Source organism: Ammoniphilus sp. YIM 78166, from assembly GCF_004522215.1.
In the GTDB taxonomy this organism is placed as follows: domain Bacteria; phylum Bacillota; class Bacilli; order Aneurinibacillales; family RAOX-1; genus YIM-78166.
Genome location: NZ_SDLR01000010.1, coordinates 78,345 through 102,160, shown reverse-complemented (window position 1 = coordinate 102,160; position 23,816 = coordinate 78,345). Strand labels below are relative to the sequence as shown.

Here is a 23,816-nt window from a genome sequence, read left to right as displayed (position 1 = left end):
ACAGATAATCATTAAACAAAAAAAGCTTGGGGGTAACCTAATGTTGCGTAAACCGTTCTTGTCTATGACTTTAGCTGCGAGCTTAACGTTCGGAGCTACAGTGGCTTTTGCCCAGCAACCTGTAGAAGCCAAATCGAACCCTTCGGTTCAGGCATTCGACAACAAGATTGTCAAGAAGATCAATGTGGATAACATCTATAACATGATTGGTTTATTGTCTGAGACGCCTCGCGTATCCGGAACAATTGAGGAAGCCAATACAGCGCAGTACATTAAGGATCAATTGGAGGGCTTCGGGTTAAAGACCGAGGTTCAGGAGTTTCAATTTGAATCGTGGAGGCCAGCAACCGATACATCCTTAAGTGTGAATGGACAAGTATTGGACTATAAACCACGTACCATGACCTTTACACCTAGCGGGGATGTAACCGCCCCTTTAGCTTATGCTGGACTAGGTACCGTGGCAGAAGCGGCGAGTGCTGGACTGTCGGGTAAGATCGCTTTGATCCAGCGTGGTTCCATTTCCTTTGCGGAAAAAGTGGTCAATGCCTACAATAATGGTGCGGTCGGGGTGATTATATACAATAATCAAGGTGGCGATCTCAACGGTACACTAGGGAACGCAGAATCTGGTGTTTTACCGGCCGTAGGAATTACCCTTCAACAGGGAAATGACTTACTCGCTCAACTGCAGCAAGGGGAAGTGACTGTTAATTTGAAAGTGGTGGGTGCGGCCAATGAGGTCGTTACCTCTCAGAATGTCATTGCAACCAAGCCAGCAACCCAAAAAGATACGGGAGATATCATCATTATTTCCAGCCATCATGACTCCGTGCCATTAGCCCCAGGGGCGAATGATAATGCTTCAGGAGTTGCGGTCACCGTGGAAATGGCCCGAATCTTTGAGGATATGCCGACAGACACGGAGCTTCGCTTTATCACCTTTGGTTCGGAAGAGGTGGGCCTTGTCGGATCTGACTACTATGCACGAAACCTTTCAGCCGAGGAGAAAGCGAGAATCAAGGGAGTATTCAACCTGGACATGGTAGGTAGTAAGGATGCAGGAGATCTTGTGATGTATACAAGCGATGGCCAAAAGAACACGGTAACCGATTTAACCGCTTCAGCTGCAGCTCGTCTATCGGTATTGCCTGCTTATGGAGGAGAGACACGAAGCGATCATCACTCCTTCTGGCTACAAGGGATACCGGCAGCGTTATACATCCATTCTCCATTAGAGCCATGGTATCACACGCCTCAGGATACGCTCGACAAAATTTCCAAAGAAAAGCTACTGGATGTAGCCCAGATCGTAGGAGCTGCCGTTTACCAGGCCGCTAGACCGGATACCCCAGCGCTCCAGCGTTCGAAAGTGGCACCTCGAGAAATCGAATATGAGGACCAAGTTCCTTCTTTGTAAAAAATAAAAAAGACACATCGCGATGATGTGTCTTTTTATGCTTTTTCCACGTAAATTCGACTCGTTTCTTGCCAGGTTTCTTCAGGACCGAGCACGATCATGCCGGTGGTTTCGATCGGTAGGGACAAGTTCGGCGTGTTGACCATACAGGTTTGCGGTTCGGGGCAGAAAAAACCGCTAACGGCATCCCGGTTCCAAATCATCCAGTGCTTGTATTGTAACCCTGCATCATATACTAGGCGTACGTTTTTCCGCTTGTCAGTCAACACCATTTGATTTTTTCCCTTAACGGGCTCAGCCGAGTAATGGTTATCGAGCCTCGTGAAGTAAGGGGAAACACCCTCTCCTTTGATGCGCATTTCCTGTTCTGACATCGGCTGAATTTTGCCCGTTGGCAACATGCGATCATTAACCTCCCAACGATCCCCGATCGTCAGGGTAAACTCCATATCCTCTAGGGTGCTACCCGTGGCAAAGGGGGCATTGATCGCGGTATGAAATCCAAGAAGACAAGGCATTGGCGAAGAACCCTGATTAATCACTTGAACGTCCTGTCTCAGTCCGTCATCCGACAGACTAAAGCGCATAGACAGCGTAAAGGTATGCGGGAAGTAGGCATAAGCCGGGTGGCTTTCGGTTACCTGCTGCGCAATCATGACGAAGCTTTCTTGAGGGCTAGCTTCGGTTTTTACCACCTGCCAAGGAACCGCATAGAAAAACCCATGAAGATGGTTGTTCCTTGCTTCTTCATTGATTGGCAATCGGTAGACCTTCCCCTCGAAGGAAAACCGGCCGTCCTCCATCCGGTTAGGTGGAAACAGGACCGGAATTCCATAAGCGAAAGGGTTAGATTTAAAGTCTTCCATGTCCTCAGCCTGTGGCTCTCTTAGAAACTGATAGCCCGCCTCGGTATCTACGAAGGAAATCAGATTTCCCCCGCAATCCGGGAGCAGCGTCGCCCGATAGTTGCCGTGACTGAGGGTAATCGCTTTTTCTCCGTGGAATAATTCCTCTTTTACAAATCCCATAAACATTCTCCTTTGTCATGAACTTTACCTAGTCCACCAGCACTCTCGTTTTCGTGAAAAACTGAGAAACCGCAAACGAAGCTGCACCCAGCACCGTCGAGTCTGTTCCTAAATGAGAAAAGACAATTTTCATCCGCTTCTGATGGTACGGAAGGGCCCTCTTTTCCACGGTACGGAGAACGGCATCCTCAATCCAGGGGGCTGCCAAAGCCATTCGATTTCCGATGACGACCAACTCCGGATTAAAAATATTAATCATATTGGCTAAGCCGATCCCGAGATATTCGCCAATTTGCTCAAACAGGGCAAGAGCCGTAGGATCCTGGTTGGAAGCGAGGGCATGGAGCGTCTCTAAGCTCAGGGATTTTTTGCCCCATTCATGCTTGTTGGCTTGTCTGAGCAACGCTTTTTCCGATGCATACAGCTCCCAGCATCCCCAGTTCCCGCAGCTGCAGGCTTCTCCTCTGGATTCGATGGAGATATGGCCAGCTTCCCCGGAAAACCCCATTTCCCCTTTATACAGCTCTCTGTTAAGGACGATGCCTGTACCAATCCCATGCCCTACACTCAGGAAAATCAGATTGGAGGAGGTTTGTCCGGCACCAAATTGCTTTTCCCCTTGGGCGCCTGCTCGGGCTTCATTATCCACCACCACAGGAATGCCAAACTCATCGGTAAGCCAGCGCTGGAGCGGAACATCGCGCCACTGCAGGTTCGGTGCAAAAAGAACGGTTCCTTCTTCGTCCACAATCCCGGGAACGCCTACGCCAATGCCAACAACCGAGTAAGGGCTGGAAGGGGTTCGGGCCATCAGCTGGCGAATTCCTTCTATTAATAGCCCGACGACATATTCTTGATTACTTTTCTGCAGCGGCAAGTGGATCCGCTCTACGATATGGCCTTGAAGATCGGTAAGAACCAAGGAGATGCAATCCATTCGGATATCCACGCCAATCGCGTAGCCGGCCAGATGGTTGAAGAGAAGGAGAAGAGGCTTACGCCCGCCGCTAGACTTGCCTTCGCCGATCTCGAGTACAAGATTGGATTCAATCAATTCATTGACTAGACTTGAGACCGTTCCTTTGTTAAGCCCCGTGATTTCCGAAACCTGCGATCTGGAGATCGGGGAGTGATGGCGAACCGTCTCCAGTACGATCGACTTGTTGATTTGTTTGACCAGAAACTGATCCCCTGTTTTCATAATTCACCTCTATATATAAACATTCTAGATTCAGTGTAGAACGAAATCATTTTTTATGCAAATACTTTGTTCATCCGATAGACAAACATAAAAGAGTGTGTTAGGATAAAGGTATAGAACAACACGACTTAATCCACATAAACTTAGTTCATCCGATAGACAAACTTAAATATACTGGAGGTAACAGACTATGACTACATTTGGCTCTATCAACAAAATCGAGTTCGAAGGAAGACACTCTAGAAATCCTCTTGCTTTTAAATACTATAATCCGCAAGAAGTAGTGGCTGGAAAAACAATGGAAGAGCACTTGCGCTTTGCCATTTCCTACTGGCATACGTTTACAGGAGAAGGAAGCGACCCATTCGGCGGGAAGACAGCAATCCGCGCTTGGGACCACTACACCGGGTTGGATTTGGCTAAAGCACGTGTAGAAGCGTCTTTTGAATTCTATGAGAAATTGGATGTTCCTTTCTTTTGCTTCCACGATCGCGATATTGCACCAGAAGGAAATACGCTTCAGGAAACGAACAAAAACTTAGATGTAATCGTATCCATGATTAAAGATTATATGAAAACAAGCAAAACCAAGCTTCTCTGGAATACCGCGAACATGTTCTCGAATGCCCGCTTTACCCATGGTGCAGGAACGACGTGCAATGCTGATGTCTACGCTTACGTAGGAGCCCAGCTGAAGAAAAGCTTAGAAGTCGGAAAAGAGCTTGGCGCGCAAAACTATGTATTCTGGGGCGGACGTGAAGGCTACGAAACGCTGTTGAATACCGATATGGAGCTTGAGTTGGACAACCTGGCAAAATTGTACCACATGGCCATCCAGTATGCGAAGGAAATCGGATTTGATGCTCAATTCTTGATTGAACCGAAGCCGAAAGAGCCGACGAAGCATCAGTATGATTTTGATGCGGCAACGACGATTGCGTTCTTGCAGAAATACGGATTAAAGGATTACTTCAAGCTGAACTTGGAAGCGAACCATGCGACACTGGCTGGACATACCTTTGAGCATGAGTGCCGCGTAGCCCGAATCAATGGCATGCTTGGATCTTTGGATGCTAACCAGGGAGATCTGTTGCTTGGATGGGATACCGATGAATTCCCGCAAGATCTTTATTCTACAACCTTAACCATGTACGAAGTGCTGCAAAATGGCGGTCTTGACCGTGGCGGTGTTAACTTCGATGCAAAAGTTCGCCGTGGCTCCTTTGAACCAGAAGACTTGTTCTACGCACATGTTGCGGGAATGGATGCGTATGCGAAAGGATTAAAAGTTGCTGCTAAATTAATTGAAGACCGCGCATTGGAGGATTTCATTGCCAACCGCTACCGCAGCTTCAGAGAAGGCATTGGAGCGGAAGTTGTTGCCGGAAAAGCAACACTTCAGTCTCTTGAGCAATATGCCCTCAATAACCCAACGATCAAGAATGAATCAGGCCGCCTAGAGCTATTAAGAGCCACAATCAACCAATACATTTTGGGAGATCTGTAAAAGGAGTCTGCCTATGAAATACGTCATCGGAATTGATCTCGGAACCAGCAGCGTGAAGGCGCTGCTGGTCGATCAAGAGGGACAGGTGCGCGGAGAGAGCTCCTTTGCCTACCCTTTAATTCAAGAAAGATCGGGCTATAGTGAACAAAACCCAGAGGATTGGGTAAAGCAAACGACTGCCGCCCTTCAGCAGCTGGTGCAAGAAAACGGAATTGAGGGTGCGGATGTAGAAGGGATCAGCTTTTCCGGGCAGATGCATGGACTAGTATTGTTGAATGATCAGCATGAGGTGCTTCGCCATGCGATTCTATGGAATGATACTCGTACTACTCCGCAATGTCGTGAGATCGAACGAGTGTTAGGACTTCAACTGCTGCAAGTAGCCAAGAATCCGGCGCTTGAAGGCTTCACCTTGCCGAAGCTCCTATGGGTAAAGGAACATGAACCTCACCTGTACCAGCAAGCGGCTGTATTCTTGCTGCCTAAGGACTATCTGCGCTATCGCTTGACGGGGCAACTGGGCATGGATTATTCCGATGCCGCGGGAACCCTAATGCTAGACGTGGTAGGGAAAAAATGGAGCGTGGATATCCTGCAGGCTTTTGATATTCCGGAGCGGATTTGTCCAACTTTAGTTGAATCCAGCGAGTGTGTAGGCACGCTGTTGCCGGAAATCGCTGAGGCTTGCGGATTGACGCCTGCGGTACGCGTATTCGGAGGAGGAGCCGACAATGCCTGTGGAGCCATTGGTGCTGGGATTCTTTCGCCTGGCGATACGCTGTGCAGCATTGGGACCTCCGGGGTGATTCTTTCCTATGAAGACGATCGCCATACCGATGTGGAAGGAAAGCTTCATTTCTTTAACCATGGGCAGCCAGATGCTTTCTACACCATGGGTGTCACGTTGGCGGCTGGGCAAAGTTTAACCTGGTACAAAAATACGTTTGCCCCGGAACTCAGCTTTGAGGAGCTTTTGAAGAATTTAGATCAGATTCCGGAAGGAGCGGGAGGATTGCTCTTTACCCCGTATATCAGCGGAGAGCGGACTCCTCATCCGGATGCGCAGATTCGTGGAAGCTTCATTGGCTTGGATGCCGCACACGGCCGAGACCATACGACGAGAGCGGTGGTAGAAGGGATTACCTTCTCCTTGAGGGAGTCCATTGAGATTTTGCGAAAGGCCGGCAAGTCCATTGACACCATCGTATCCATTGGCGGCGGGGCCAAGAATGAAACCTGGCTGCAAATGCAAGCGGATATTTTCTCCGCAGAGGTGGTTCGATTGGAAAGCGAACAAGGTCCAGCCATGGGAGCGGCCATGCTGGCTGCTGTCGGCTCAGGGTGGTATTCCAGCTTGGAAGAATGCGCCCAAAAGTTTATTCGCCGCTCCAAGTCGTATCAACCGCGACCGGAGCAAGCCCAAAAATATGATGAGTTGTATGGATTATATCGAAACGTATATGCCCAGACTCGCGAACTCAACATGGGACTAGAAAAATATCGAAATTAACAACCAGAAGGGATGGAGGGCTAAGATGGACTTCCATTCCTTTTTAACGAGATAAAGGAGACTTTTCCTATATGAAAACACTACATTCGATCGAACAAACCGCCATTCAAGCGATTCGAACGCTATCGATTGATATGGTGGAGCAAGCGAATTCCGGACATCCCGGCATGCCGATGGGGGCAGCCCCGATGGCTTATGAGCTGTGGATGAATCATATGAAGCACAACCCTTCAAATCCGGAGTGGTTTGACCGCGACCGCTTTATCCTATCCGCAGGACATGGTTCTGCCCTCTTATATAGCTTGCTTCATTTAACGGGTTACGACTTGCCGTTGGAGGAGCTGAAAAACTTCCGCCAATGGGGGAGCAAAACACCCGGTCATCCAGAATGGGGCCACACGCCAGGAGTAGATGCCACGACAGGGCCTCTAGGCCAAGGAATCGGGATGGCGGTAGGTTCTGCTATGGCAGAAGCGCATCTTTCGTCTGTCTACAATCAAGACGGCTATGACATGATCGATCATTTTACATATGCAATCTGTGGTGACGGAGATTTAATGGAAGGAGTAGCAGCGGAAGCCGCCTCCCTCGCGGGTCATTTGGGCTTAGGAAAGCTGATTGTTCTCTATGATTCCAACGACATTTCCTTAGATGGAAAGCTGAATATGGCTTTCAGCGAAAACATCGCACAACGCTTCGAATCTTATGGCTGGCAGTATTTGCGAGTAGAAGACGGAAATGATATCGAAAAGATTGGCCAAGCCATTCAGGAAGCGAAGGGGGATCGTAAGCGACCAGCTTTAATTGAGGTGCGTACGACCATTGGATACGGAAGTCCCAATAAAAGCGGAAAATCCGCTTCCCATGGTTCCCCATTAGGAAAAGAAGAAGTGCAGTTAACGAAAGAAGCCTACGGCTGGACGCATGAGCCGTTTCATATCCCGGCGGATATCCAAAATCATTTCAAGCGTGCTCAGGAAAAAGGACAGCAGCTTGAGCAGGAATGGACGGCCTTATTTGCCCAATATAAAGCCGCTTATCCAGAGCTCGCTGAACAATTGGAACGTGCGATCCAACGCCACCTTCCGGAAGGTTGGGATGCAGATCTTCCATTATACACGCCCGACGCCCCGAAAATGGCGACACGCGAATCCTCGGGTGCGGCCCTGAATGCGATTGCTAAAACCGTGCCGACCTTATTTGGCGGTTCAGCAGACTTAGCTTCTTCCAATAATACAGCGCTAAAGGGCTTCGAACCTTTTTCCCGAGAAAACTATGCGGGAAGAAATGTCTGGTTCGGTGTTCGTGAATTTGCGATGGGTGCGGCTATGAATGGCTTGTCCTTGCATGGAGGCGTTCAGCCTTATGGAGGTACCTTCTTCGTGTTCTCCGATTATTTGCGCCCTGCGATTCGCCTAGCGGCTATAATGAAACAGCCTGTGATTTATGTGCTTACGCATGACAGCATCGCGGTAGGAGAGGATGGACCGACCCATGAGCCGGTCGAACAGCTTCCGTCTCTGCGGGCGATTCCGGGATTAACCGTGATTCGACCAGCGGATGCCAATGAAACGATTGAAGCTTATCGCTATGCGATGGAGCAAAACGAAGCGCCCGTAGCCATGGTTCTCTCCCGCCAAAAGCTGCCGGTATTGGAAGGAACAGCGCAGAAAGCGCGAGAAGGGGTTCGGAGAGGAGCTTATATCCTTGCGGAGCCCGCACAAGGCCGGAAGCCGCAGGTCATCCTATTGGCCACGGGTTCCGAAGTGAGCCTCGCGTACGAGGCCAAGAATCAATTAGAAGCCGATGATATTCCGGTGAGAATCGTCAGCATGCCCAGCTGGGAGCTATTTGAACAGCAACCGAAAGCCTATCAGGAGGAAGTTCTCCTGCCAAACATCAAAGTCCGCGTAGGCATTGAAATGGCTTATCCGATGGGGTGGGAGCGATATGTAGGGGAGGCAGGGGCCATGATCGGCGTGCCAACTTTCGGCCAATCGGCTCCTGGAGACCGCATCATGAAGGAGTTTGGATTTACGGTTGAGAATGTGGTGGAAGTGGTGAAAAAGCAATTACGATAAAGACGATGAAAACCGCTATTTCCTAGAAGGAATAGTGGTTTTCGCCGTATTGAGGGGGCTGACCGCTTATAGGGTTATCTTATATTTGGATATAATAGTTTTAAATACAGTATTTAAGGAGGCATCCATATGAATATCTTTGAGGTAGTAAAGGATGCATTTGCCCCTTTTATGGATGGTGAAAAAAAGCCCTTGCATACAGGGGAAGTCATGAATCTATGGGCTTATCTCGCATCAGCGGAACAAGTGGTGCGAATAGAGCAAATAGCCTACAATACCGTACAGGATCAAGACTTGAAGGAGAAACTGCGAGATCTCATTGAAAATGTCCACAAGCCTGTCATTCAAGAAATTCAGGAATTCCTACGAAATGAAAGGGTTCCTTTGCCTCCTGTTACTCCAGAAAAGCCTATTGTTGAAAATATGCAGTTCCAGGTTCCAGAATGGGCAAGGATGACGGATGAGGAGATCGCTAATTTCATAGCGTATAAAGTGGTCTTGGGGATCACCAATGCAGCTCGCGGGCTTTCGGAGGCGGTCCGTTCAGATGTTGGAGCGATGTTCGGGAAGTTTTTGATGCTTAAGGTTACTTATGCCTTGACCTTAAAACAACTGATGCAGGAACGCGATTGGATAAGGGTCCCTCCATATTATCAGGGCTAATGCTTCTCGGCGAATCGGGGTCATTTTTTTTCTTCTTTCTCTTCTTCCATCAAACGAAACCAGATCAACACGGCTAGTCCGAACAAAAAATACCCGACCGTACTAAACCAAGGTGTGACTTCTTCAAGCCGGTAGAACGCCCAAAAGATGGGTAGAACTATTACGATCCATCCTATGCGAGCCCATTTAGTCAGCATGCGGGTTTGGCCTCCCTTTCAGAAAAAATTTCTATCCATTATATGAACAATGTTAGAATTTTATACAAACAAATTTAGACGATTGTACATATAATAATTTAATAATTCTGTTAAGAGTAGTATAATGGAAAAAAGTCTGAAAAAGGAGGTGGGATGCGGATGAAAATGATCATGGCCGTCATCCAGGATCGAGATTGGGTGAATCTATCCAAAGAGCTGACCAAACACGGGTATGGTGTAACGAAGCTCTCCAGTACGGGAGGATTTCTTCGCCAAGGGAACACGACCGTGATGATTGGGGTAGAGGAAGGATACGTAGAGTCCGTGCTTGGGATTATCAAGCGCCAGTGCAAAAAGCGAGAAATCCCCATGACGCTATACCCGCCAAGCATTACGGGGCTGAACATGACCTCGCCTCCTGTGAATGTGACCGTTGGCGGAGCGACTGTATTCGTGATGAATGTAGAGCGTTTTGAACATTTGGAATAGTGACTTAGGGGAGCCTAGAAACATAGGCTCTTCTTTTGATTTTTAGTGAAAAAAACTATTGAATTTTTATTACACATGATGCATAATGTTACACAGAGATGCAAATACGAATTTTTATTTATCAATACGCATATTAATACATTTTATATATATGGCAAAAGGGGATAGAAAACGATGAGTAAAGAGAAAATTGTTCTTGCTTATTCTGGTGGATTAGATACTTCAGTAGCAATCAAGTGGCTTCAAGATACGTACAACTATGATGTTATTGCGGTTGGTCTGGATGTAGGGGAAGGAAAAGACTTGGAATTCGTACGTGATAAGGCGATCCAAGTAGGCGCGATTAAGTCTTATGTAGTTGATGCAAAAGAACTTTTTGCGGAAGAGTTTGTACTTCCTGCACTTAAAGCCAATGCTATGTACGAAGGCAAGTATCCTGTGGTTTCCGCTTTGTCCCGTCCGTTAATCGCGAAAGTATTAGTAGACATCGCAAAGGAAGAGGGAGCCGTAGCGGTAGCCCACGGTTGCACAGGAAAAGGAAACGACCAAGTTCGTTTTGACGTAACCTTTACAGCTTTGGATCCAAACTTGAAGATCGTGGCTCCTGTTCGTGAGTGGGGAATGACACGTGACGAAGAGATCGCCTATGCCGAAAAGAACGGGATTCCGATTCCAATCAACCTAGACAACCCTTATAGCATCGATCAAAACCTATGGGGACGTGCTTGCGAGTGCGGCGTATTGGAAGATCCTTGGGCAGAGCCGCCAGCTGGTGCTTATGATCTCACAACAGCTCTTGAAGACACGCCAAACACACCGGAAGAAATTGAAATTGAATTCGTACAAGGAAAGCCGGTTGCCTTGAACGGTGAAAAAATGCTGTTAAGCGAATTAATTCTTAAGTTGAATGATATCGCGGGTAAGCATGGCGTTGGACGTATCGACCACGTAGAAAACCGTTTGGTTGGTATTAAGTCTCGTGAAGTTTATGAAGCTCCGGGTGCAATGACGTTGATCTTGGCTCACCGTGAATTGGAATTCTTGACACAGCCTCGTGAAGTTGCTCAGTTCAAGCCTATCGTGGAACACAAGATTTCTCAAGTGATCTATGAAGGACTTTGGTTCTCTCCGATCATGGATGCTTTGCAAGCTTTCGTTGAAGAAACGCAAAAGTTCGTTACAGGAACGATCCGCGTGAAGCTGTTCAAAGGACATGCAACCGTGGTTGGACGTAAGTCTGCACATTCTCTATACGACATGGAATTGGCCACTTATGGCGAAGAAGATACATTCGATCACAAGGCAGCTCTTGGCTTTATCCAGCTGTATGGTATGCCTACAAAAGTTTACTCCCAAGTAAACCGTGAACACCTAAACAGCAACCAGCCAAAGGCAGTCATCATTGATAAAAAGGAAGCGGTCAAGCAATGAAGCTTTGGGGCGGAAGATTTACAAAAGCAACAGATAAATTAGTAGAAGAATATACAGCTTCGATTTCCTTCGATCAGCAGCTTTGGAAGGAAGATATCGCAGGCAGCTTGGCTCACGTCACGATGCTGGGCAAGTGCGGGATTCTTCCTTTGGAAGATGTGGAAACGATCAAGGCCGGCCTGAAAAAGGTTGCTGCGAAAGTGGCCAACGGTGAGGTTGAATTCACGATCGAAAACGAAGATATTCATATGAACATCGAAAAGATGCTCATCGACGAAGTTGGTCCGGTAGGCGGGAAGCTGCATACCGGTCGCAGTCGAAATGATCAGGTCGCAACCGATATGCACCTGTACCTTCGTGAGCAAGTGATTGATTTGGTGGAGTTGGTTTCCAAGCTCCAGGATTCTTTGATTGGACAAGCCAAGGAAAATCTCGATACCATTCTGCCAGGATATACGCATTTGCAACGGGCGCAGCCGATTTTGTTTGCTCATCATTTGATGGCTTATGTGGCCATGCTGCAACGTGATGCTGAGCGCTTGATGGATAGCTGGAAGCGAATCAACATGCTTCCGCTTGGAGCAGGTGCGCTAGCCGGTACGACATTTGCGATTGACCGTGAATACACGGCCGAGCTGTTGAAGTTTGATTCCATCTACATGAACAGCTTGGATGCGGTGAGCGATCGTGATTTTATTATCGAGTTCTTAGGACATGCTTCTCTTTTGATGGCGCATTTGTCCCGTCTATGTGAAGAGCTAGTGCTTTGGTCCAGCAACGAGTTTGCTTTCGTCGAGCTCGATGATGCGTTCTGTACGGGAAGCAGCATCATGCCGCAAAAGAAAAACCCAGACGTAGCGGAGTTAGTGCGCGGAAAAACCGGACGTGTGTATGGAAACCTCGTGGGCATGCTTACGGTTTTGAAGGCCTTGCCTTTAGCGTACAACAAGGATATGCAGGAAGACAAAGAAGGCATGTTTGACACGGTCAAAACCCTTCACGGCGCCCTATCTTTGTTCATCCCGATGATTGCAACCATGAAAGTTCGCAAGGAAAATATGCGTAAGGCAGTAACGCAGGACTTCTCTAACGCTACAGACTTAGCTGACTATTTGGTGAATAAGGGGCTACCTTTCCGCCAAGCGCATGAAGTGGTAGGAAAAGCCGTATTGTATTGCATTCAAGAAAACAAGTATCTGCTTGACTTGAAGATGGAAGAGTATAAGCAGTTCTCCGAGCTGTTCGAAGACGACATCTATCAAGCCATCGATGTGGTTCAAGTTGTGAACGCCCGTAATGTATTAGGTGGAACGGCGAAGAATCAAGTAGAAAAGCAAATTGCTTACATGGAGCAAGGGAAGCTTCCAACGGAGCAATGGATTGAACAGCATAAACAGAAGATCGAGATTGATCTGTAGAATATTAGCTAAGAGCCTTTGCCTGGAGTGTGTCACAACTCTGGGTAGAGGCTTTTTTAATGTATAGTAAGAATGAAGGAACACCAAATGGAGCCAGGGCACCGCACTTGCAGCTCAGTCTTAGGCAGGGGGGCGGATGCTCAGGGAATCAAGCCATTTGCTTCCAAAAGGGTAATGATTCCAAGTAGGTGGAACGACTCGCCAAGTTTTTTCGAGGTTTGGTGTGGTTTGACACTCGTTTTTTTATATGCGGAATCCAAACTTTAGTTTAGGGCAGCCATTTCAAGCTGATTTTTTAGGTAATTAGGCTTTTATTTCTCATCCTCGCAGGGGCAGGGAAGGCATGTTCCCCTTTTGGGTCCGGATGCTCACGAAATTTCTGATATGCTTACGATGAGATGCCGTTTGCTCCCGTACATGGTACAATTCCAAATAATTTACTCCATTTGATCCCAAATCGATAATGATTCCAAGTAGCTGAGCACTTTCTTCGAAAAATCTTTTCTTCATTTTCTAGTTCATATATGGACATCAACTGAATAAGATATGTAGCACCCACTAAAAATACTAGGGTGTAATGAGCGTGGTATGGGCCTGTAGTTGTGACGAAATTGTTGCAAATGTTGTTTGTAAGCAAAAAAATTTAACCCAATATTTTTAATTTTTTGGCAGGAATTATTGGGTTCACGTAGAATATATTTAGTAGGAATTAAGAACCTAGGTACGGGGATAAAGAGGATACCTGTTCTTAATATGGGGAGAAATCAGCGGTCTTTTTATCATGCTGGTAGGGGGGATGTTCATGGTATACGTGGAGTCGGCATCATCATCTAGTTTGACACTAGGCACGGATGCCTTGTTAGAAGAAATCTATTTTCTACGTCGTCATCTTAACGAGATGAGCCGAGATGTAGGAAGTTTTTCTCATCCTAGACTTGTTGAGGTGAGTCAACTCTTAGATAAGAAGCTCAATGACTACGAACAGTTAAGGCTTCGCAGAAGCTCTTAAAATATGGAAGGAGTTAACCCGATGGGTTAACTCCTTTTTTTGCGTTGGGGGCTGGCGAGGGCGCGCCCGCCCGATTCGGATCGTGAAGTGCCCAAATCAAGGTTCGAGACGCCCAAAAAGCAGCTGGGATGGCCCGAACGTGAGTGGCCCGCCCGATTCAGGCGGGGTAACGTCCAAATCGAGGAGCGAAGCGCTCGAAAAGTAGCTGGGATCGCCCAATCCCCCGCGCCACTGCCCACGTCCTCCAACTACTGCCCCACAGCCACAACTCTCGGCTGAGCCTTATACGTATCTTTGGAGACCAGCACCTTCTTCTCGGTACCCGCTTCCGTGATCTTTTTGTAGACGTTCACTTGATAGCCTGGTTTTCCTTCACGGATGACTTTGGACTGGCCAGGGGCGAGGGACGAATCTCTTCTGGTTTCTGTGGTAGGTGCAATGGTACTCACCGTTTCCGTAACCACCTCGACTTTCTTATCCTCCGGGAAGGTTCCGAAGAGTTTGACGGTGAGAGTGCCATTTTTCATTTCCGTGCGGATCAGCAGATGCTTGTCGGTGGTGTTCTTAAAACGGAAGTCGATGCCCCAATCGGAGTACGTAGCGTCGCGCCCGAGGGGGGCGTAGCCGATGGGGAGCGAGTGATTTCGGCGTTCGACAAGTTCAAGGTCGGCGAATAGGACAGCATTATACAAGGTTGTCGAGACTTGGCATACGCCTCCGCCAATCCCGGGGCGCAATTCGCCATCGAGGATGACGGGAGCTGGTTTATAGCCAAACTTTTTTTCGGTTTCTTGAACGAGCTTGCGATAGCTAAAGATTTCATCAGGTTGGAGAAGGGTATCGTGAAGAACGAGTGCGGTGGATTCAACGTTGTGGGTTCTTCCATCGGCTTTAATGGAATATTTGGTGGAGTATTCAGCTATCTTTCGTTCAATTCCTTGGTCTACCAGGTCTTCTAATCGAACCTCCGCTCGGACCTCCCGCAGGGGAAGCTCGAAGGAGAAAGAGGGTTCTTTCCAGATCTCATTAGGGGTTACGTCAACCACTTCCTTGAGTAAAGCCTCCACATCGACATGATAAGCAGAGTTATCCTCCTGATACTCGACGAGGTCTTGATCAGTAATGGTTCGTATAGCATTGACGGGTTCTCCGGCAAAAAGCTCGGGCCAACGCTCCCGAAGCAAGTGTTCTAGGGCAATGTTATCCCATTCTACATCGAGTTCATACCGGATCCCTTTCCGGGCTTCCCACCGATGCTGAACTTTTTCCCATAGATCAGGCGGATCGTAAAAGCTTACCAGCGCTTCTTTTAATTCATCATCCTTAAACGTTACAACTTCTCCTAACGTGAAGCTCCGTTCTTTGCCATCGGCCATGTCAGAGGGAAGTACCAACATAATCTCTTTTTCTCGGATCGCTTCCATTCGGTTTTTCCATTCACTCTCAACCTGTTCAAAAGAAAGTCCCCCGAGATGCCAATCATGCAGATGAATTCCTTCTGGAATGTCTGAACGGTTGGCATACGCATAGACCCATCCGGAAGTTCCCACGATGAGTGCCATGACCAAAATCACAACAAAGAGTCGCCCATGTTTTTTCCACACTCCATATGTCTCCTCTCTCTTTTTTTGCACCGTACATGTTTATGTGCAATCTAATAAAATATGCACAGAATTTTGTTGACAGGAGTGGTATAATTATTAGTGGACTTTTGCCCACGAAACGTGTCATTTCCCCGGAAATATAAGGGAACCATGAAGGGATTTTTGCAGAAGTTGTCGAAAAGATTACAGTGGGGAAAAATCCCAATAACGATGACGGTTTTCTTTTAGTTTAAAAAGAGGTGAGTTCACAAACATGATAGAGATGATAGACGTATGGAAGACGTATCCGAATGGAACGGAGGCGCTCAAAGGGGTCGATATAACCATCAATAAGAGTGAGTTTGTCTATGTGGTCGGGCCTAGCGGTGCCGGAAAATCGACGTTTATCAAGCTAATGTATAGAGAAGAAAAGCCAACCAAAGGAACCATTATCTTAAACGGCTATCACGTAGAGAAAATGAAGGAGAGGCAGATTCCGAAGCTGCGCCGGAGCATCGGCGTGGTGTTTCAGGATTACAAGCTGCTGCCGAAGCTGACCGTCTATGAAAACGTGGCTTTTGCCATGGAAGTGGTAGAAGCGCCGAAGAAACATATCCGTAACCGGGTAATGGAAGTACTAGAGCTGGTCAAATTGAAAAACAAAGTGCGTTCGCTTCCTTCCGAGCTGTCCGGAGGAGAGCAACAGCGGGTCTCGATTGCCAGAGCGCTGGTGAACAATCCGGGCACGATGATTGCGGATGAGCCGACAGGAAACCTCGATCCCGAGACGTCCTGGGATATTATGCGGATCTTTGAAGAAATCAATATGCGCGGAACGACCATTGTGATGGCGACGCACAACAAAGAGATTGTGAACACCCTTCGCAAGCGAGTGGTAGCCGTGGAGGCAGGGCGAATCGCTCGTGATCAGCAAAGAGGGGAGTATGGCTATGAAGATTAGAACCATCGTTCGCCATATTCGTGAAGGGTTTAAGAGCTTTGGTCGAAATGGTTGGATGGCTTTTGCCTCCATGAGCTCTGTTGCTATTACTCTGTTTATCCTCGGTGTGTTTCTACTGATGGCCATGAACGTCAACCATATTGCGAATGTGGTCGAGAAGCAAGTTGAGATGCGGGTCATCTTGAACAAGGACGTGGACCGCGAGCAAGCGGCTGCCGTAGGGGACCGGATTCAAGCCATGCCACAGGTGGAGTCGGTGACGTTTGTAACCAAAGAAGAAGGGCTGGAGAAATTCAGGCAGAGCTTTGGGGAGAATGCTTATTGGTTCGAAGGGCTAGATCAGGAAAATCCTTTATCTGACGAATTTGTGGTGAAGACCAAGGATCCGCGTGAAACCGCGGTGATTGCCGAGCGGGTCCAGAACTTTCCCCACGTGGAAAGTGTAAAGTACGGAAAAGGCCTGATTGAAAAGCTGTTTAGTATTACGACGCTCGTCCGCAATATCGGAATCGCCTTTATTATAGCCTTGGCTTTTACGGCGATGTTTTTGATTGCCAATACGATTAAGCTCACCATTTTTTCAAGAAGACGAGAAATTGAAATCATGAAGCTAGTAGGAGCGACGAATGCGTTTATCCGTTGGCCCTTTTTTATTGAAGGTCTCTTGATGGGGACGATCGGTGCCGTTATTCCTACTCTTCTACTTCTAGTAGGCTATAAATATTTAATAGATTTTGTAATGGTAGATTTGAATTTGTATTTCATTGATTTTCTTCCGCTGAATCCATTAGCCTATCAGGTTGCGGGCTTGTTGCTGGGCATTGGGGCGTTTCTCGGGATTTGGGGAAGTATCGTATCGATTCATCGCTTCTTAAAGATATAATGTGTAGGAGGAGAACATGCGGAAGATCCCTTTATTCGTTGCCTGCGCCCTGACGGTCGTATTGTTCTATCCGATGGGTGGACAAGCTGCCAGCTCGTTGGACAAAATTAACCAGAAAATCAATCAAATCAAAAACCAACAAAAAGCAACGGAGAACCGCATCTCAGAAATTGAAAACCAAATGCAGCGGATTGAATCTCGCAAAGTCGAGGTCAAGCAGGATCTCGCTCAGATCGAAGTGAAGCTGAATACCACACAGGAAAAAATCCAGACACTGGATAGGCAGATTGGAGATACCACGCTAAAGGCGCAGGATGCTGCGGTTCAACTAGATGAAGCGATGCAACGTGTGGAAGAGCGAGATGAGCTGTTGAAAACGCGTGTGAAGATTATGTATGAAATGGGGAACGTTTCGTACCTAGAGGTCTTGCTCGGTGCGAAGGACTTTGGGGACTTCCTCAATCGATTGGATGCCGTCAAGCTGATCGTGGACTCCGATATTAAGATTCTGGAGGACAATATTAAAGATCGTGAAACGGTAGAAGCGAAAAAGCTAGAGATTGAAAGCCACTTAGCCAACTTGGAGGGCCTGTACAGCCAAGCGAGCCAACTAAAAACGCAACTGCATGAGCAGCAAAAAGAGCGAACCGTTGCGATTGCTGAGCTCGAACAGCAAGAGGTAGAATTAGAAGAAACCAAGCTGCAGCAGGAAAATGCCATGCTTGATCTGATGGCGCAGATGAAATCGGCTTTATCCGAGAAAAACAAGGTATTGACGCAAAAGAAGTATACGGGTGGGCGCTTCGCCTGGCCGGTACCGAGCAGCTCGAGTATTACCTCTCAGTTTGGGCTGCGCAAAGATCCCTTTACGGGAAGAACCGCAGGCCATAATGGCTTGGACATTGGAGCTCCACAAGGGACTACCATTGTGGCAGCAGCGGATGGCGTGGTTATCATTTCCGGCTATGTCCGAGGGTATGGCAATATGATCAGTATTGATCATGGGGGAGATCTTTCCACTGTGTATGGGCATATTCGCGAAGGCGGCCTGATGGTGAAGGAAAACCAATCCGTGAAAAAAGGACAGAAGATCGCTGAAGTCGGTTCGACCGGCCGCTCCACCGGGCCCCATTTGCACTTTGGCGTGTATAAAGGACGAACAGCGGTAGACCCGATGGGCTATCTGCGATAAAATCAGAGTAAACCGAAGTTCATATCAGGTCTGGTGCCATCATATACTAAATGGGACGAACTTAAGGATGTAATGACAGGGGAAAAGGTGGTGTAGATGGATTGCGGATCAAGGGCAGTACGCTAGCAGCTCTGCTCGGCCTTACCGTGGTGTTCAGCAGCCTGCTGACTATGGTGGCGATGGACTCGGAGAGAAGTTTACTCGGACAGACTTTGTCTACGTTTCTAGATAAAGTAGGGATAACGACCCCGACCCCAGCTCAGCCCCAAGCAGGTAGAGCGACTCCATCGGAAGCGGAGAGCTTAAAGAAAATCTATGAAGTGTACGGACTGATTAAAGAAAACTATCTCGAAGAAGTAGACGCACAAAAGCTTGTAGATGGAGCGATCAATGGCATGATCAACTCCTTAGATGATCCGTATTCGGTTTACATGGATCCCAAGTCGGCGGAGCAGTTCACAGAATCCATTCATTCCTCGTTCCAAGGAATCGGAGCGGAGGTGACGATGGAAGGCGGGAAAGTGACGATTGTTTCCCCTTTTAAAGGATCTCCTGCGGAAAAAGCGGGCCTTCGTCCGAATGACCAAATTGTGAGCGTAAATGGAGAGCCACTCGAAGGATTGGATTTATACCAAGCGGTATTAAAGATTCGCGGACCGAAAGGGACCGAGGCCAAGCTCGAGGTCATTCGTCCCGGCTTGCGTGATCATCTGACGGTGATTGTCTTACGTGATGAGATTCCACTCGAGACCGTGTATAGTGAAACCATTCAACGGAACGGGAAGACCTTCGGGAAAATTGAAGTCACCCAATTCTCGACCAATACGGGTGTCCGCTTCAAGGAAGAGCTAGAGAAGTTTGAAAAAGCAGGGGTGGATGGACTGCTGATCGATCTTCGAGGCAATCCAGGCGGGTTGTTGAATGTTGTCGTGGAGATGGGCCATCTATTAGTGCCAGACAAAGGAATCATCTTGCAGGTGGAGGATACGGGCGGCAAGCGTGAGGTGATGAACTCCACGTTAACCGACAAGAAGCCTTACCCGATCACCGTCCTGATTGATAAAGGAAGTGCCAGTGCATCGGAGATTCTTGCGGGTGCCCTGAAGGAAAATGGCTACAAGCTCGTCGGCCAGCCTTCTTTTGGAAAAGGAACCGTTCAGAATTCCATGGAGCTCGGAGATAAGAGCCAAGTCAAAATGACCATTGCGAAATGGTTGACGCCATCTGGGGAATGGATCCACAAGACCGGAATTGAGCCTAACGTCCCAATTGAACAACCAAAATACTATCAGGCAGCTCCGATCAATCTGGATACAGGCTCACTCAAATACGATCAAAACGGGGAAGCGATTAAGAACCTGCAGATCATTCTGGAGGGACTCGGATTCCCGCCAGGGCGCGCAGATGGCTACTTTGATGAAAAGACGGTTACGGCTGTGAAAGCTTTCCAAAAATTAAATGAGCTTCCGATGACCGGAGAAGTAGATGAAAAGACCGCAACGCTCTTGCAAGAGCTGCTGGTGAAGAAGATGAAAGATCCAGCAAATGACATGCAGCTGCAAGCGGCTATCCAGGTTCTGGACAAAGAGGTAAAAAAATAACCTCTCAATAGAAGGAAGTTTAGAGTAAAATGGAGAAAAAGGTAATGGTAGATACACTATCATTGCCTTTTTCCATTGGCATATCAGATCGGAGGACAAATAAAGTGGATGGATTCATCATGGCACTTCCATCTTTTTTCTTGAATCCGTTGCTATATCTGTTTTTGCTCCTTTTTTGGATGCATTATTACCGGCAGATTCAATTTGAACGGAAGCTTTATCATGTTCGATACACGAATCCCTGGCAGCAATGGTTTCATTCGATTGTGCATGGGGTTTTTGGCGGAGTGATTGTCTCCATACTGTTATTTACTCTAGGGGCAGTACTGCGTCCCTTGGATTTATGGATATTAGGTGGACTGAGCCTGCTCTTGGCTCTCGTCCAATTGCCCTATTTATGCTTTGCTTATGCTGCAGGCTGGTATAGCCTGACGGCGTTTCTCGTGCAGCTGGGACCACAAGAACTAGGGATCAGCTGGATGGAAGGTCCTTGGCAGTTTTTAGCGCAAACGCATCTTCCTTCGGTGTTAGGTCTAGCGGCCGTACTTCATTTGGCAGAGGCCTTTCTCGTCAGACTGAACCGGGGGCGAGGCAGTTCTCCTTTATTCGTGGGCGGGAAAAGGGGAAGATTGTTGGGCGCTTATCAGATGCAGAAGTTTTGGCTGCTTCCGTTTGCTGCCGTTGTTCCGGTTAGCTCAGGCGGAGTCGAGCTGGTACCTTCATGGTGGCCCTTGGCTTTAGCAGGGGCTGCTGGGACAAGCTTCGCTTTTATGCTGTTTCCCGTGGTCGCGGGTTTTGCCGATTTAGCCCTATCGCAGTTACCCGAGCAGAAGGCGCGATCCTCGGCTAAACGGTTGTTGATGTACAGTGTTGGATTGCTGGCTTTAGCTTGGGCGGCGAATATCACGGAATGGGCAGGTTTAGCCGGTGCCGTCTTTGCCATTCTTGGTCATGAAGCTCTCGTTCGAATGAGTAGTGCTAGAGAGTGGAAACGTCCGCCGATCTTTACCCAGTTGGGACAGGGGATCGTGGTGTTGGCCGTACTTCCGCAGACACCAGCTGAGAAGCTGGGGATTGTCGCGGGAGATGTGATATTAAAAGTGAATGGAATGGACATACGACATGCGGATGATTTCTATCCTGCATTGCAACTCAATTCCGCCTTTTGTAAAATGGAAGTACGAAATGTGGAAGGACACATTAAATATTTGCAGCGTGCCGTGTATCAAGGGGAGCATCATCAATTGGGGTTAGTGATTGCTCCGGATAACCAATCTTTGTTTTATGTAGAGATGAAGCCGGTCAGCTTGGTTCAGCTGATTCGGCAAGGGATGAATAAGGGTGCTTAAGGGGAGAAACCAATGTTTATTGGAAAGTTGCTCGTGGCTTTGATCGTACCGTTTGCGCTTATGGCCGGTCTTTCTCGTTTTTCATTGAGTAAGGTTGTCGGACTAATTGCCACCATCGGAATTCTTATGGCGGTATTTGAAGCCTATAGTCACGGCCCTGTGATCTTAGGGATCGGGACACTATCGTTATTTGCCGGGTATTTATATGCCCAGAGACTGCTTAAGAATCAGAAACTAACGGAGTAATAACGAATAGTCTTGCCGCAGGCAAGGCTCTTTGTTTGTCTTTAACTTTAACCCAAAGGAGGGGAAGAGGTTGGATCAATTTAAACTCGTATCGGAATATGATCCGAAAGGGGATCAGCCACAAGCCATAGCCCAGTTAGTTCAAGGATTAAATAAAGGCGAGAGGTTCCACACGCTGCTGGGAGCTACTGGAACAGGGAAAACCTTTACGATTGCCCAGACCATTGCCCAAATCAACAAACCGACCCTCGTCATTGCCCATAACAAGACGCTTGCCGCCCAGCTATGCAGTGAATTCAAGGAGTTCTTCCCGGAAAATGCGGTGGAGTACTTCGTCAGCTACTATGACTATTATCAACCGGAAGCCTATATCCCTCATTCCGATACGTATATCGAAAAGGATGCTAGTGTCAACGATGAGATTGATAAGCTGCGCCACTCGGCGACGAGCTCGCTGTTTGAGCGAAAAGACGTGATTATCGTCGCGAGTGTATCTTGCATTTATGGATTAGGATCTCCGACCGAATATAAAGAGCTCTTGCTTTCCCTTCGCAAAGGGATGGAAAAAGGACGCGATGAAGTTCTTCATAAACTTGTCGACATTCAATATGAACGCAATGATATTAATTTTACCCGCGGAACGTTTCGCGTGCGCGGGGATGTAGTGGAGATTTTCCCGGCTTCTCGTAGTGAACAAGCGCTTCGCGTAGAGTTTTTCGGGGATGAGATTGAACGGATCGTAGAAATTGATGTCGTGACCGGAGAGATTGTAGGAGAACGCGAGCATATTGCGATTTTCCCAGCCTCTCACTATGTCACGAGAGAAGAAAAATTGCTTCTAGCGATTCAAGGCATTGAAAAAGAATTAGAGGAGCAGTTGGCCTTTTTCCGGGAAAACGGAAAACTGCTCGAAGCCCAGCGCCTAGAGCAACGCACTCGCTATGATATCGAAATGATGCAGGAGATGGGCTTTTGCTCCGGGATTGAGAACTACTCCCGTCATTTGACCGGGCTACCGGCTGGGGCCACTCCGTATACGCTGTTTGATTATTTTCCGGAAGATATGTTAATCGTGATAGATGAGTCGCATATTACCTTGCCGCAGATTCGTGGGATGTACAATGGGGACCGGGCCAGAAAAGAAATGCTGATCAATCATGGCTTCCGTTTGCCGTCCGCTGCTGATAACCGTCCGATGCGCTTCGACGAGTTTGAAAAGCATATTGAACAGATCGTGTTTGTATCCGCCACCCCGGGTCCGTATGAATTAGAGCATACGCCTGAAGTAGTGCAGCAGGTGATTCGCCCCACAGGTCTTCTGGATCCGTTGGTGGAAGTGCGCCCGATTAAAGGGCAAATTGATGATTTGATTGGCGAAATTAACGACCGGATCGAGAAAAATGAACGCGTGCTGGTCACGACTTTAACCAAGAAGATGTCCGAGGATCTAACGGATTATTTAAAGGAAGTCGGCATGAAAGTTAAATATTTGCATTCGGACATTAAAACGATCGAGCGCATGCAGATCATTCGAGATTTGCGAAAAGGAACCTTTGACGTATTGATTGGGATTAACTTGCTCCGCGAGGGCTTGGATATTCCCGAGGTTTCACTTGTGGCGATTTTGGATGCGGATAAAGAAGGCTTCCTCCGGGATGAGCGCTCTTTGATCCAGACCATAGGCCGTGCCGCTCGTAACTCCGAGGGTCGCGTGATTATGTACGCCGATCGCATGACGAAGTCGATGGAGAACGCGATTTCGGAAACCGAGCGTCGTCGCCAAATCCAAGAGGAATACAACGAAAAGCATGGTATTACCCCGCAAACGATCCAAAAGGCGATTCGCGATGTGATCGAAGCGACGAAGGCGGCGGAGACACGCGAAGATTATCTGCCAGAAAAAGAGTTTAAGAAGCTCACGAAGAAGGATCGCAAGAACTTGATCGAGAAATTTGAAGCAGAAATGAAGGAAGCAGCGCGACATTTACAGTTCGAGCGGGCCGCGGAGCTGCGTGACCTGATCCTCGAGCTGAAAGCGGAAGGATGA

General features: G+C 47.8%; 21 protein-coding genes. 16 read left to right on the top strand and 5 right to left on the bottom strand.

Translation table 11 applies throughout. The features are described 5' to 3' along the window. Positions 1–40: 40 nt before the first annotated feature. On the top strand, positions 41–1,420 hold the full coding sequence (locus tag EIZ58_RS29255) for a M28 family peptidase (RefSeq protein WP_134704524.1): 1,380 nt from the start codon (positions 41–43) through the stop codon (positions 1,418–1,420). A 35-nt stretch (positions 1,421–1,455) separates the two neighbouring features. Here the strand turns inward: EIZ58_RS29255 and EIZ58_RS29250 are convergent, their stop codons facing one another. Then, entirely contained in the window at positions 1,456–2,448 is a 993-nt protein-coding gene (locus EIZ58_RS29250; RefSeq protein ID WP_134704523.1) for an aldose 1-epimerase, read from the bottom strand. Positions 2,449–2,476: 28 nt separating this feature from the next. Next, on the bottom strand, positions 2,477–3,649 hold the full coding sequence (locus EIZ58_RS29245) for an ROK family transcriptional regulator (RefSeq protein ID WP_134704522.1): 1,173 nt from the start codon (positions 3,647–3,649) through the stop codon (positions 2,477–2,479). A gap of 190 nt (positions 3,650–3,839) precedes the next feature. Between EIZ58_RS29245 and xylA the strand changes: the two genes are divergently transcribed. From xylA to EIZ58_RS29225, 4 genes are all read left to right on the top strand, one after another. Then, complete coding sequence (gene xylA, locus EIZ58_RS29240) at positions 3,840–5,156, top strand: xylose isomerase (RefSeq protein ID WP_134704521.1); 1,317 nt, start codon at positions 3,840–3,842, stop codon at positions 5,154–5,156. A 13-nt stretch (positions 5,157–5,169) separates the two neighbouring features. Continuing rightward, positions 5,170–6,666: a xylulokinase gene (gene xylB / locus EIZ58_RS29235; protein ID WP_134704520.1), complete on the top strand. Its 1,497-nt coding sequence runs from the start codon at positions 5,170–5,172 to the stop codon at positions 6,664–6,666. Positions 6,667–6,737: 71 nt separating this feature from the next. Next, on the top strand, positions 6,738–8,747 hold the full coding sequence (tkt, locus tag EIZ58_RS29230) for a transketolase (RefSeq protein ID WP_134704519.1): 2,010 nt from the start codon (positions 6,738–6,740) through the stop codon (positions 8,745–8,747). A 129-nt stretch (positions 8,748–8,876) separates the two neighbouring features. Beyond that, positions 8,877–9,410 carry a DUF3231 family protein gene (locus EIZ58_RS29225; RefSeq protein WP_134704518.1) on the top strand — a complete coding sequence of 178 codons (534 nt, stop codon included), beginning with the start codon at positions 8,877–8,879 and terminating at the stop codon, positions 9,408–9,410. A 20-nt stretch (positions 9,411–9,430) separates the two neighbouring features. Here EIZ58_RS29225 and EIZ58_RS33925 read toward each other — a convergent pair whose 3' ends face one another. Next, entirely contained in the window at positions 9,431–9,607 is a 177-nt protein-coding gene (locus tag EIZ58_RS33925) for a hypothetical protein (RefSeq protein ID WP_167578033.1), read from the bottom strand. 159 nt (positions 9,608–9,766) lie between these two features. Between EIZ58_RS33925 and EIZ58_RS29220 the strand changes: the two genes are divergently transcribed. The 3 genes from EIZ58_RS29220 (at position 9,767) to argH (ending at position 12,945) form a co-directional block, all read left to right on the top strand. Continuing rightward, positions 9,767–10,096, top strand: a complete 330-nt coding sequence (locus EIZ58_RS29220; RefSeq protein WP_134704517.1) for a cyclic-di-AMP receptor — start codon at positions 9,767–9,769, stop codon at positions 10,094–10,096. 174 nt (positions 10,097–10,270) lie between these two features. Continuing rightward, positions 10,271–11,527, top strand: coding sequence for an argininosuccinate synthase (locus tag EIZ58_RS29215; protein ID WP_134704516.1), 1,257 nt, complete (start codon positions 10,271–10,273; stop codon positions 11,525–11,527). Beyond that, on the top strand, positions 11,524–12,945 hold the full coding sequence (argH, locus tag EIZ58_RS29210; RefSeq protein WP_134704515.1) for an argininosuccinate lyase: 1,422 nt from the start codon (positions 11,524–11,526) through the stop codon (positions 12,943–12,945). The genes EIZ58_RS29215 and argH overlap by 4 nt, the downstream gene beginning before the upstream one ends. A gap of 318 nt (positions 12,946–13,263) precedes the next feature. Here the strand turns inward: argH and EIZ58_RS33920 are convergent, their stop codons facing one another. Continuing rightward, positions 13,264–13,455 carry a hypothetical protein gene (locus EIZ58_RS33920; protein WP_167578032.1) on the bottom strand — a complete coding sequence of 64 codons (192 nt, stop codon included), beginning with the start codon at positions 13,453–13,455 and terminating at the stop codon, positions 13,264–13,266. A gap of 292 nt (positions 13,456–13,747) precedes the next feature. On the opposite strand from EIZ58_RS33920, the gene EIZ58_RS29205 reads away from it, so the two are divergent. Next, on the top strand, positions 13,748–13,954 hold the full coding sequence (locus EIZ58_RS29205; protein ID WP_167578031.1) for an aspartyl-phosphate phosphatase Spo0E family protein: 207 nt from the start codon (positions 13,748–13,750) through the stop codon (positions 13,952–13,954). Between the two features lie 248 nt (positions 13,955–14,202). Here the strand turns inward: EIZ58_RS29205 and EIZ58_RS29200 are convergent, their stop codons facing one another. After that, positions 14,203–15,558 (bottom strand): VanW family protein, encoded by a 1,356-nt coding sequence (locus EIZ58_RS29200; RefSeq protein WP_134704513.1) that lies wholly within the window; start codon positions 15,556–15,558, stop codon positions 14,203–14,205. A 253-nt stretch (positions 15,559–15,811) separates the two neighbouring features. Here EIZ58_RS29200 and ftsE point away from each other — a divergent pair, with 253 nt between their 5' ends. The 7 genes from ftsE to uvrB all read left to right on the top strand — a co-directional run bounded on the left by ftsE (position 15,812) and on the right by uvrB (position 23,816). After that, positions 15,812–16,498, top strand: coding sequence for a cell division ATP-binding protein FtsE (gene ftsE / locus EIZ58_RS29195; RefSeq protein WP_134704512.1), 687 nt, complete (start codon positions 15,812–15,814; stop codon positions 16,496–16,498). Continuing rightward, on the top strand, positions 16,488–17,381 hold the full coding sequence (gene ftsX, locus EIZ58_RS29190) for a permease-like cell division protein FtsX (RefSeq protein WP_134704511.1): 894 nt from the start codon (positions 16,488–16,490) through the stop codon (positions 17,379–17,381). The genes ftsE and ftsX overlap by 11 nt, the downstream gene beginning before the upstream one ends. A 16-nt stretch (positions 17,382–17,397) precedes the next feature. After that, positions 17,398–18,573, top strand: a complete 1,176-nt coding sequence (locus EIZ58_RS29185; protein WP_134704510.1) for a murein hydrolase activator EnvC family protein — start codon at positions 17,398–17,400, stop codon at positions 18,571–18,573. A 101-nt stretch (positions 18,574–18,674) separates the two neighbouring features. Beyond that, positions 18,675–20,174 carry a S41 family peptidase gene (locus tag EIZ58_RS29180; protein ID WP_134704509.1) on the top strand — a complete coding sequence of 500 codons (1,500 nt, stop codon included), beginning with the start codon at positions 18,675–18,677 and terminating at the stop codon, positions 20,172–20,174. A 44-nt stretch (positions 20,175–20,218) separates the two neighbouring features. Next, entirely contained in the window at positions 20,219–21,523 is a 1,305-nt protein-coding gene (locus EIZ58_RS29175) for a PDZ domain-containing protein (RefSeq protein ID WP_167578030.1), read from the top strand. A 12-nt stretch (positions 21,524–21,535) separates the two neighbouring features. Next, the gene (locus EIZ58_RS29170; RefSeq protein ID WP_134704507.1) at positions 21,536–21,769 is read left to right on the top strand and encodes a DUF2198 family protein; all 234 of its coding nucleotides are present in this window, start codon (positions 21,536–21,538) and stop codon (positions 21,767–21,769) included. A gap of 70 nt (positions 21,770–21,839) precedes the next feature. Further along, the gene (uvrB, locus tag EIZ58_RS29165; protein WP_134704506.1) at positions 21,840–23,816 is read left to right on the top strand and encodes an excinuclease ABC subunit UvrB; all 1,977 of its coding nucleotides are present in this window, start codon (positions 21,840–21,842) and stop codon (positions 23,814–23,816) included.

Coding starts and splice junctions, on each gene's coding strand:
- EIZ58_RS29255 (WP_134704524.1), top strand. CDS start 41: ATGTTGCGTAAACCGTTCTTGTCTATGACTTTAGCTGCGAGCTTAACG.
- EIZ58_RS29250 (WP_134704523.1), bottom strand. CDS start 2,448: ATGGGATTTGTAAAAGAGGAATTATTCCACGGAGAAAAAGCGATTACC.
- EIZ58_RS29245 (WP_134704522.1), bottom strand. CDS start 3,649: ATGAAAACAGGGGATCAGTTTCTGGTCAAACAAATCAACAAGTCGATC.
- xylA (WP_134704521.1), top strand. CDS start 3,840: ATGACTACATTTGGCTCTATCAACAAAATCGAGTTCGAAGGAAGACAC.
- xylB (WP_134704520.1), top strand. CDS start 5,170: ATGAAATACGTCATCGGAATTGATCTCGGAACCAGCAGCGTGAAGGCG.
- tkt (WP_134704519.1), top strand. CDS start 6,738: ATGAAAACACTACATTCGATCGAACAAACCGCCATTCAAGCGATTCGA.
- EIZ58_RS29225 (WP_134704518.1), top strand. CDS start 8,877: ATGAATATCTTTGAGGTAGTAAAGGATGCATTTGCCCCTTTTATGGAT.
- EIZ58_RS33925 (WP_167578033.1), bottom strand. CDS start 9,607: ATGCTGACTAAATGGGCTCGCATAGGATGGATCGTAATAGTTCTACCC.
- EIZ58_RS29220 (WP_134704517.1), top strand. CDS start 9,767: ATGAAAATGATCATGGCCGTCATCCAGGATCGAGATTGGGTGAATCTA.
- EIZ58_RS29215 (WP_134704516.1), top strand. CDS start 10,271: ATGAGTAAAGAGAAAATTGTTCTTGCTTATTCTGGTGGATTAGATACT.
- argH (WP_134704515.1), top strand. CDS start 11,524: ATGAAGCTTTGGGGCGGAAGATTTACAAAAGCAACAGATAAATTAGTA.
- EIZ58_RS33920 (WP_167578032.1), bottom strand. CDS start 13,455: ATGAAGAAAAGATTTTTCGAAGAAAGTGCTCAGCTACTTGGAATCATT.
- EIZ58_RS29205 (WP_167578031.1), top strand. CDS start 13,748: ATGGTATACGTGGAGTCGGCATCATCATCTAGTTTGACACTAGGCACG.
- ftsE (WP_134704512.1), top strand. CDS start 15,812: ATGATAGAGATGATAGACGTATGGAAGACGTATCCGAATGGAACGGAG.
- ftsX (WP_134704511.1), top strand. CDS start 16,488: ATGAAGATTAGAACCATCGTTCGCCATATTCGTGAAGGGTTTAAGAGC.
- EIZ58_RS29185 (WP_134704510.1), top strand. CDS start 17,398: ATGCGGAAGATCCCTTTATTCGTTGCCTGCGCCCTGACGGTCGTATTG.
- EIZ58_RS29175 (WP_167578030.1), top strand. CDS start 20,219: ATGGTAGATACACTATCATTGCCTTTTTCCATTGGCATATCAGATCGG.
- EIZ58_RS29170 (WP_134704507.1), top strand. CDS start 21,536: ATGTTTATTGGAAAGTTGCTCGTGGCTTTGATCGTACCGTTTGCGCTT.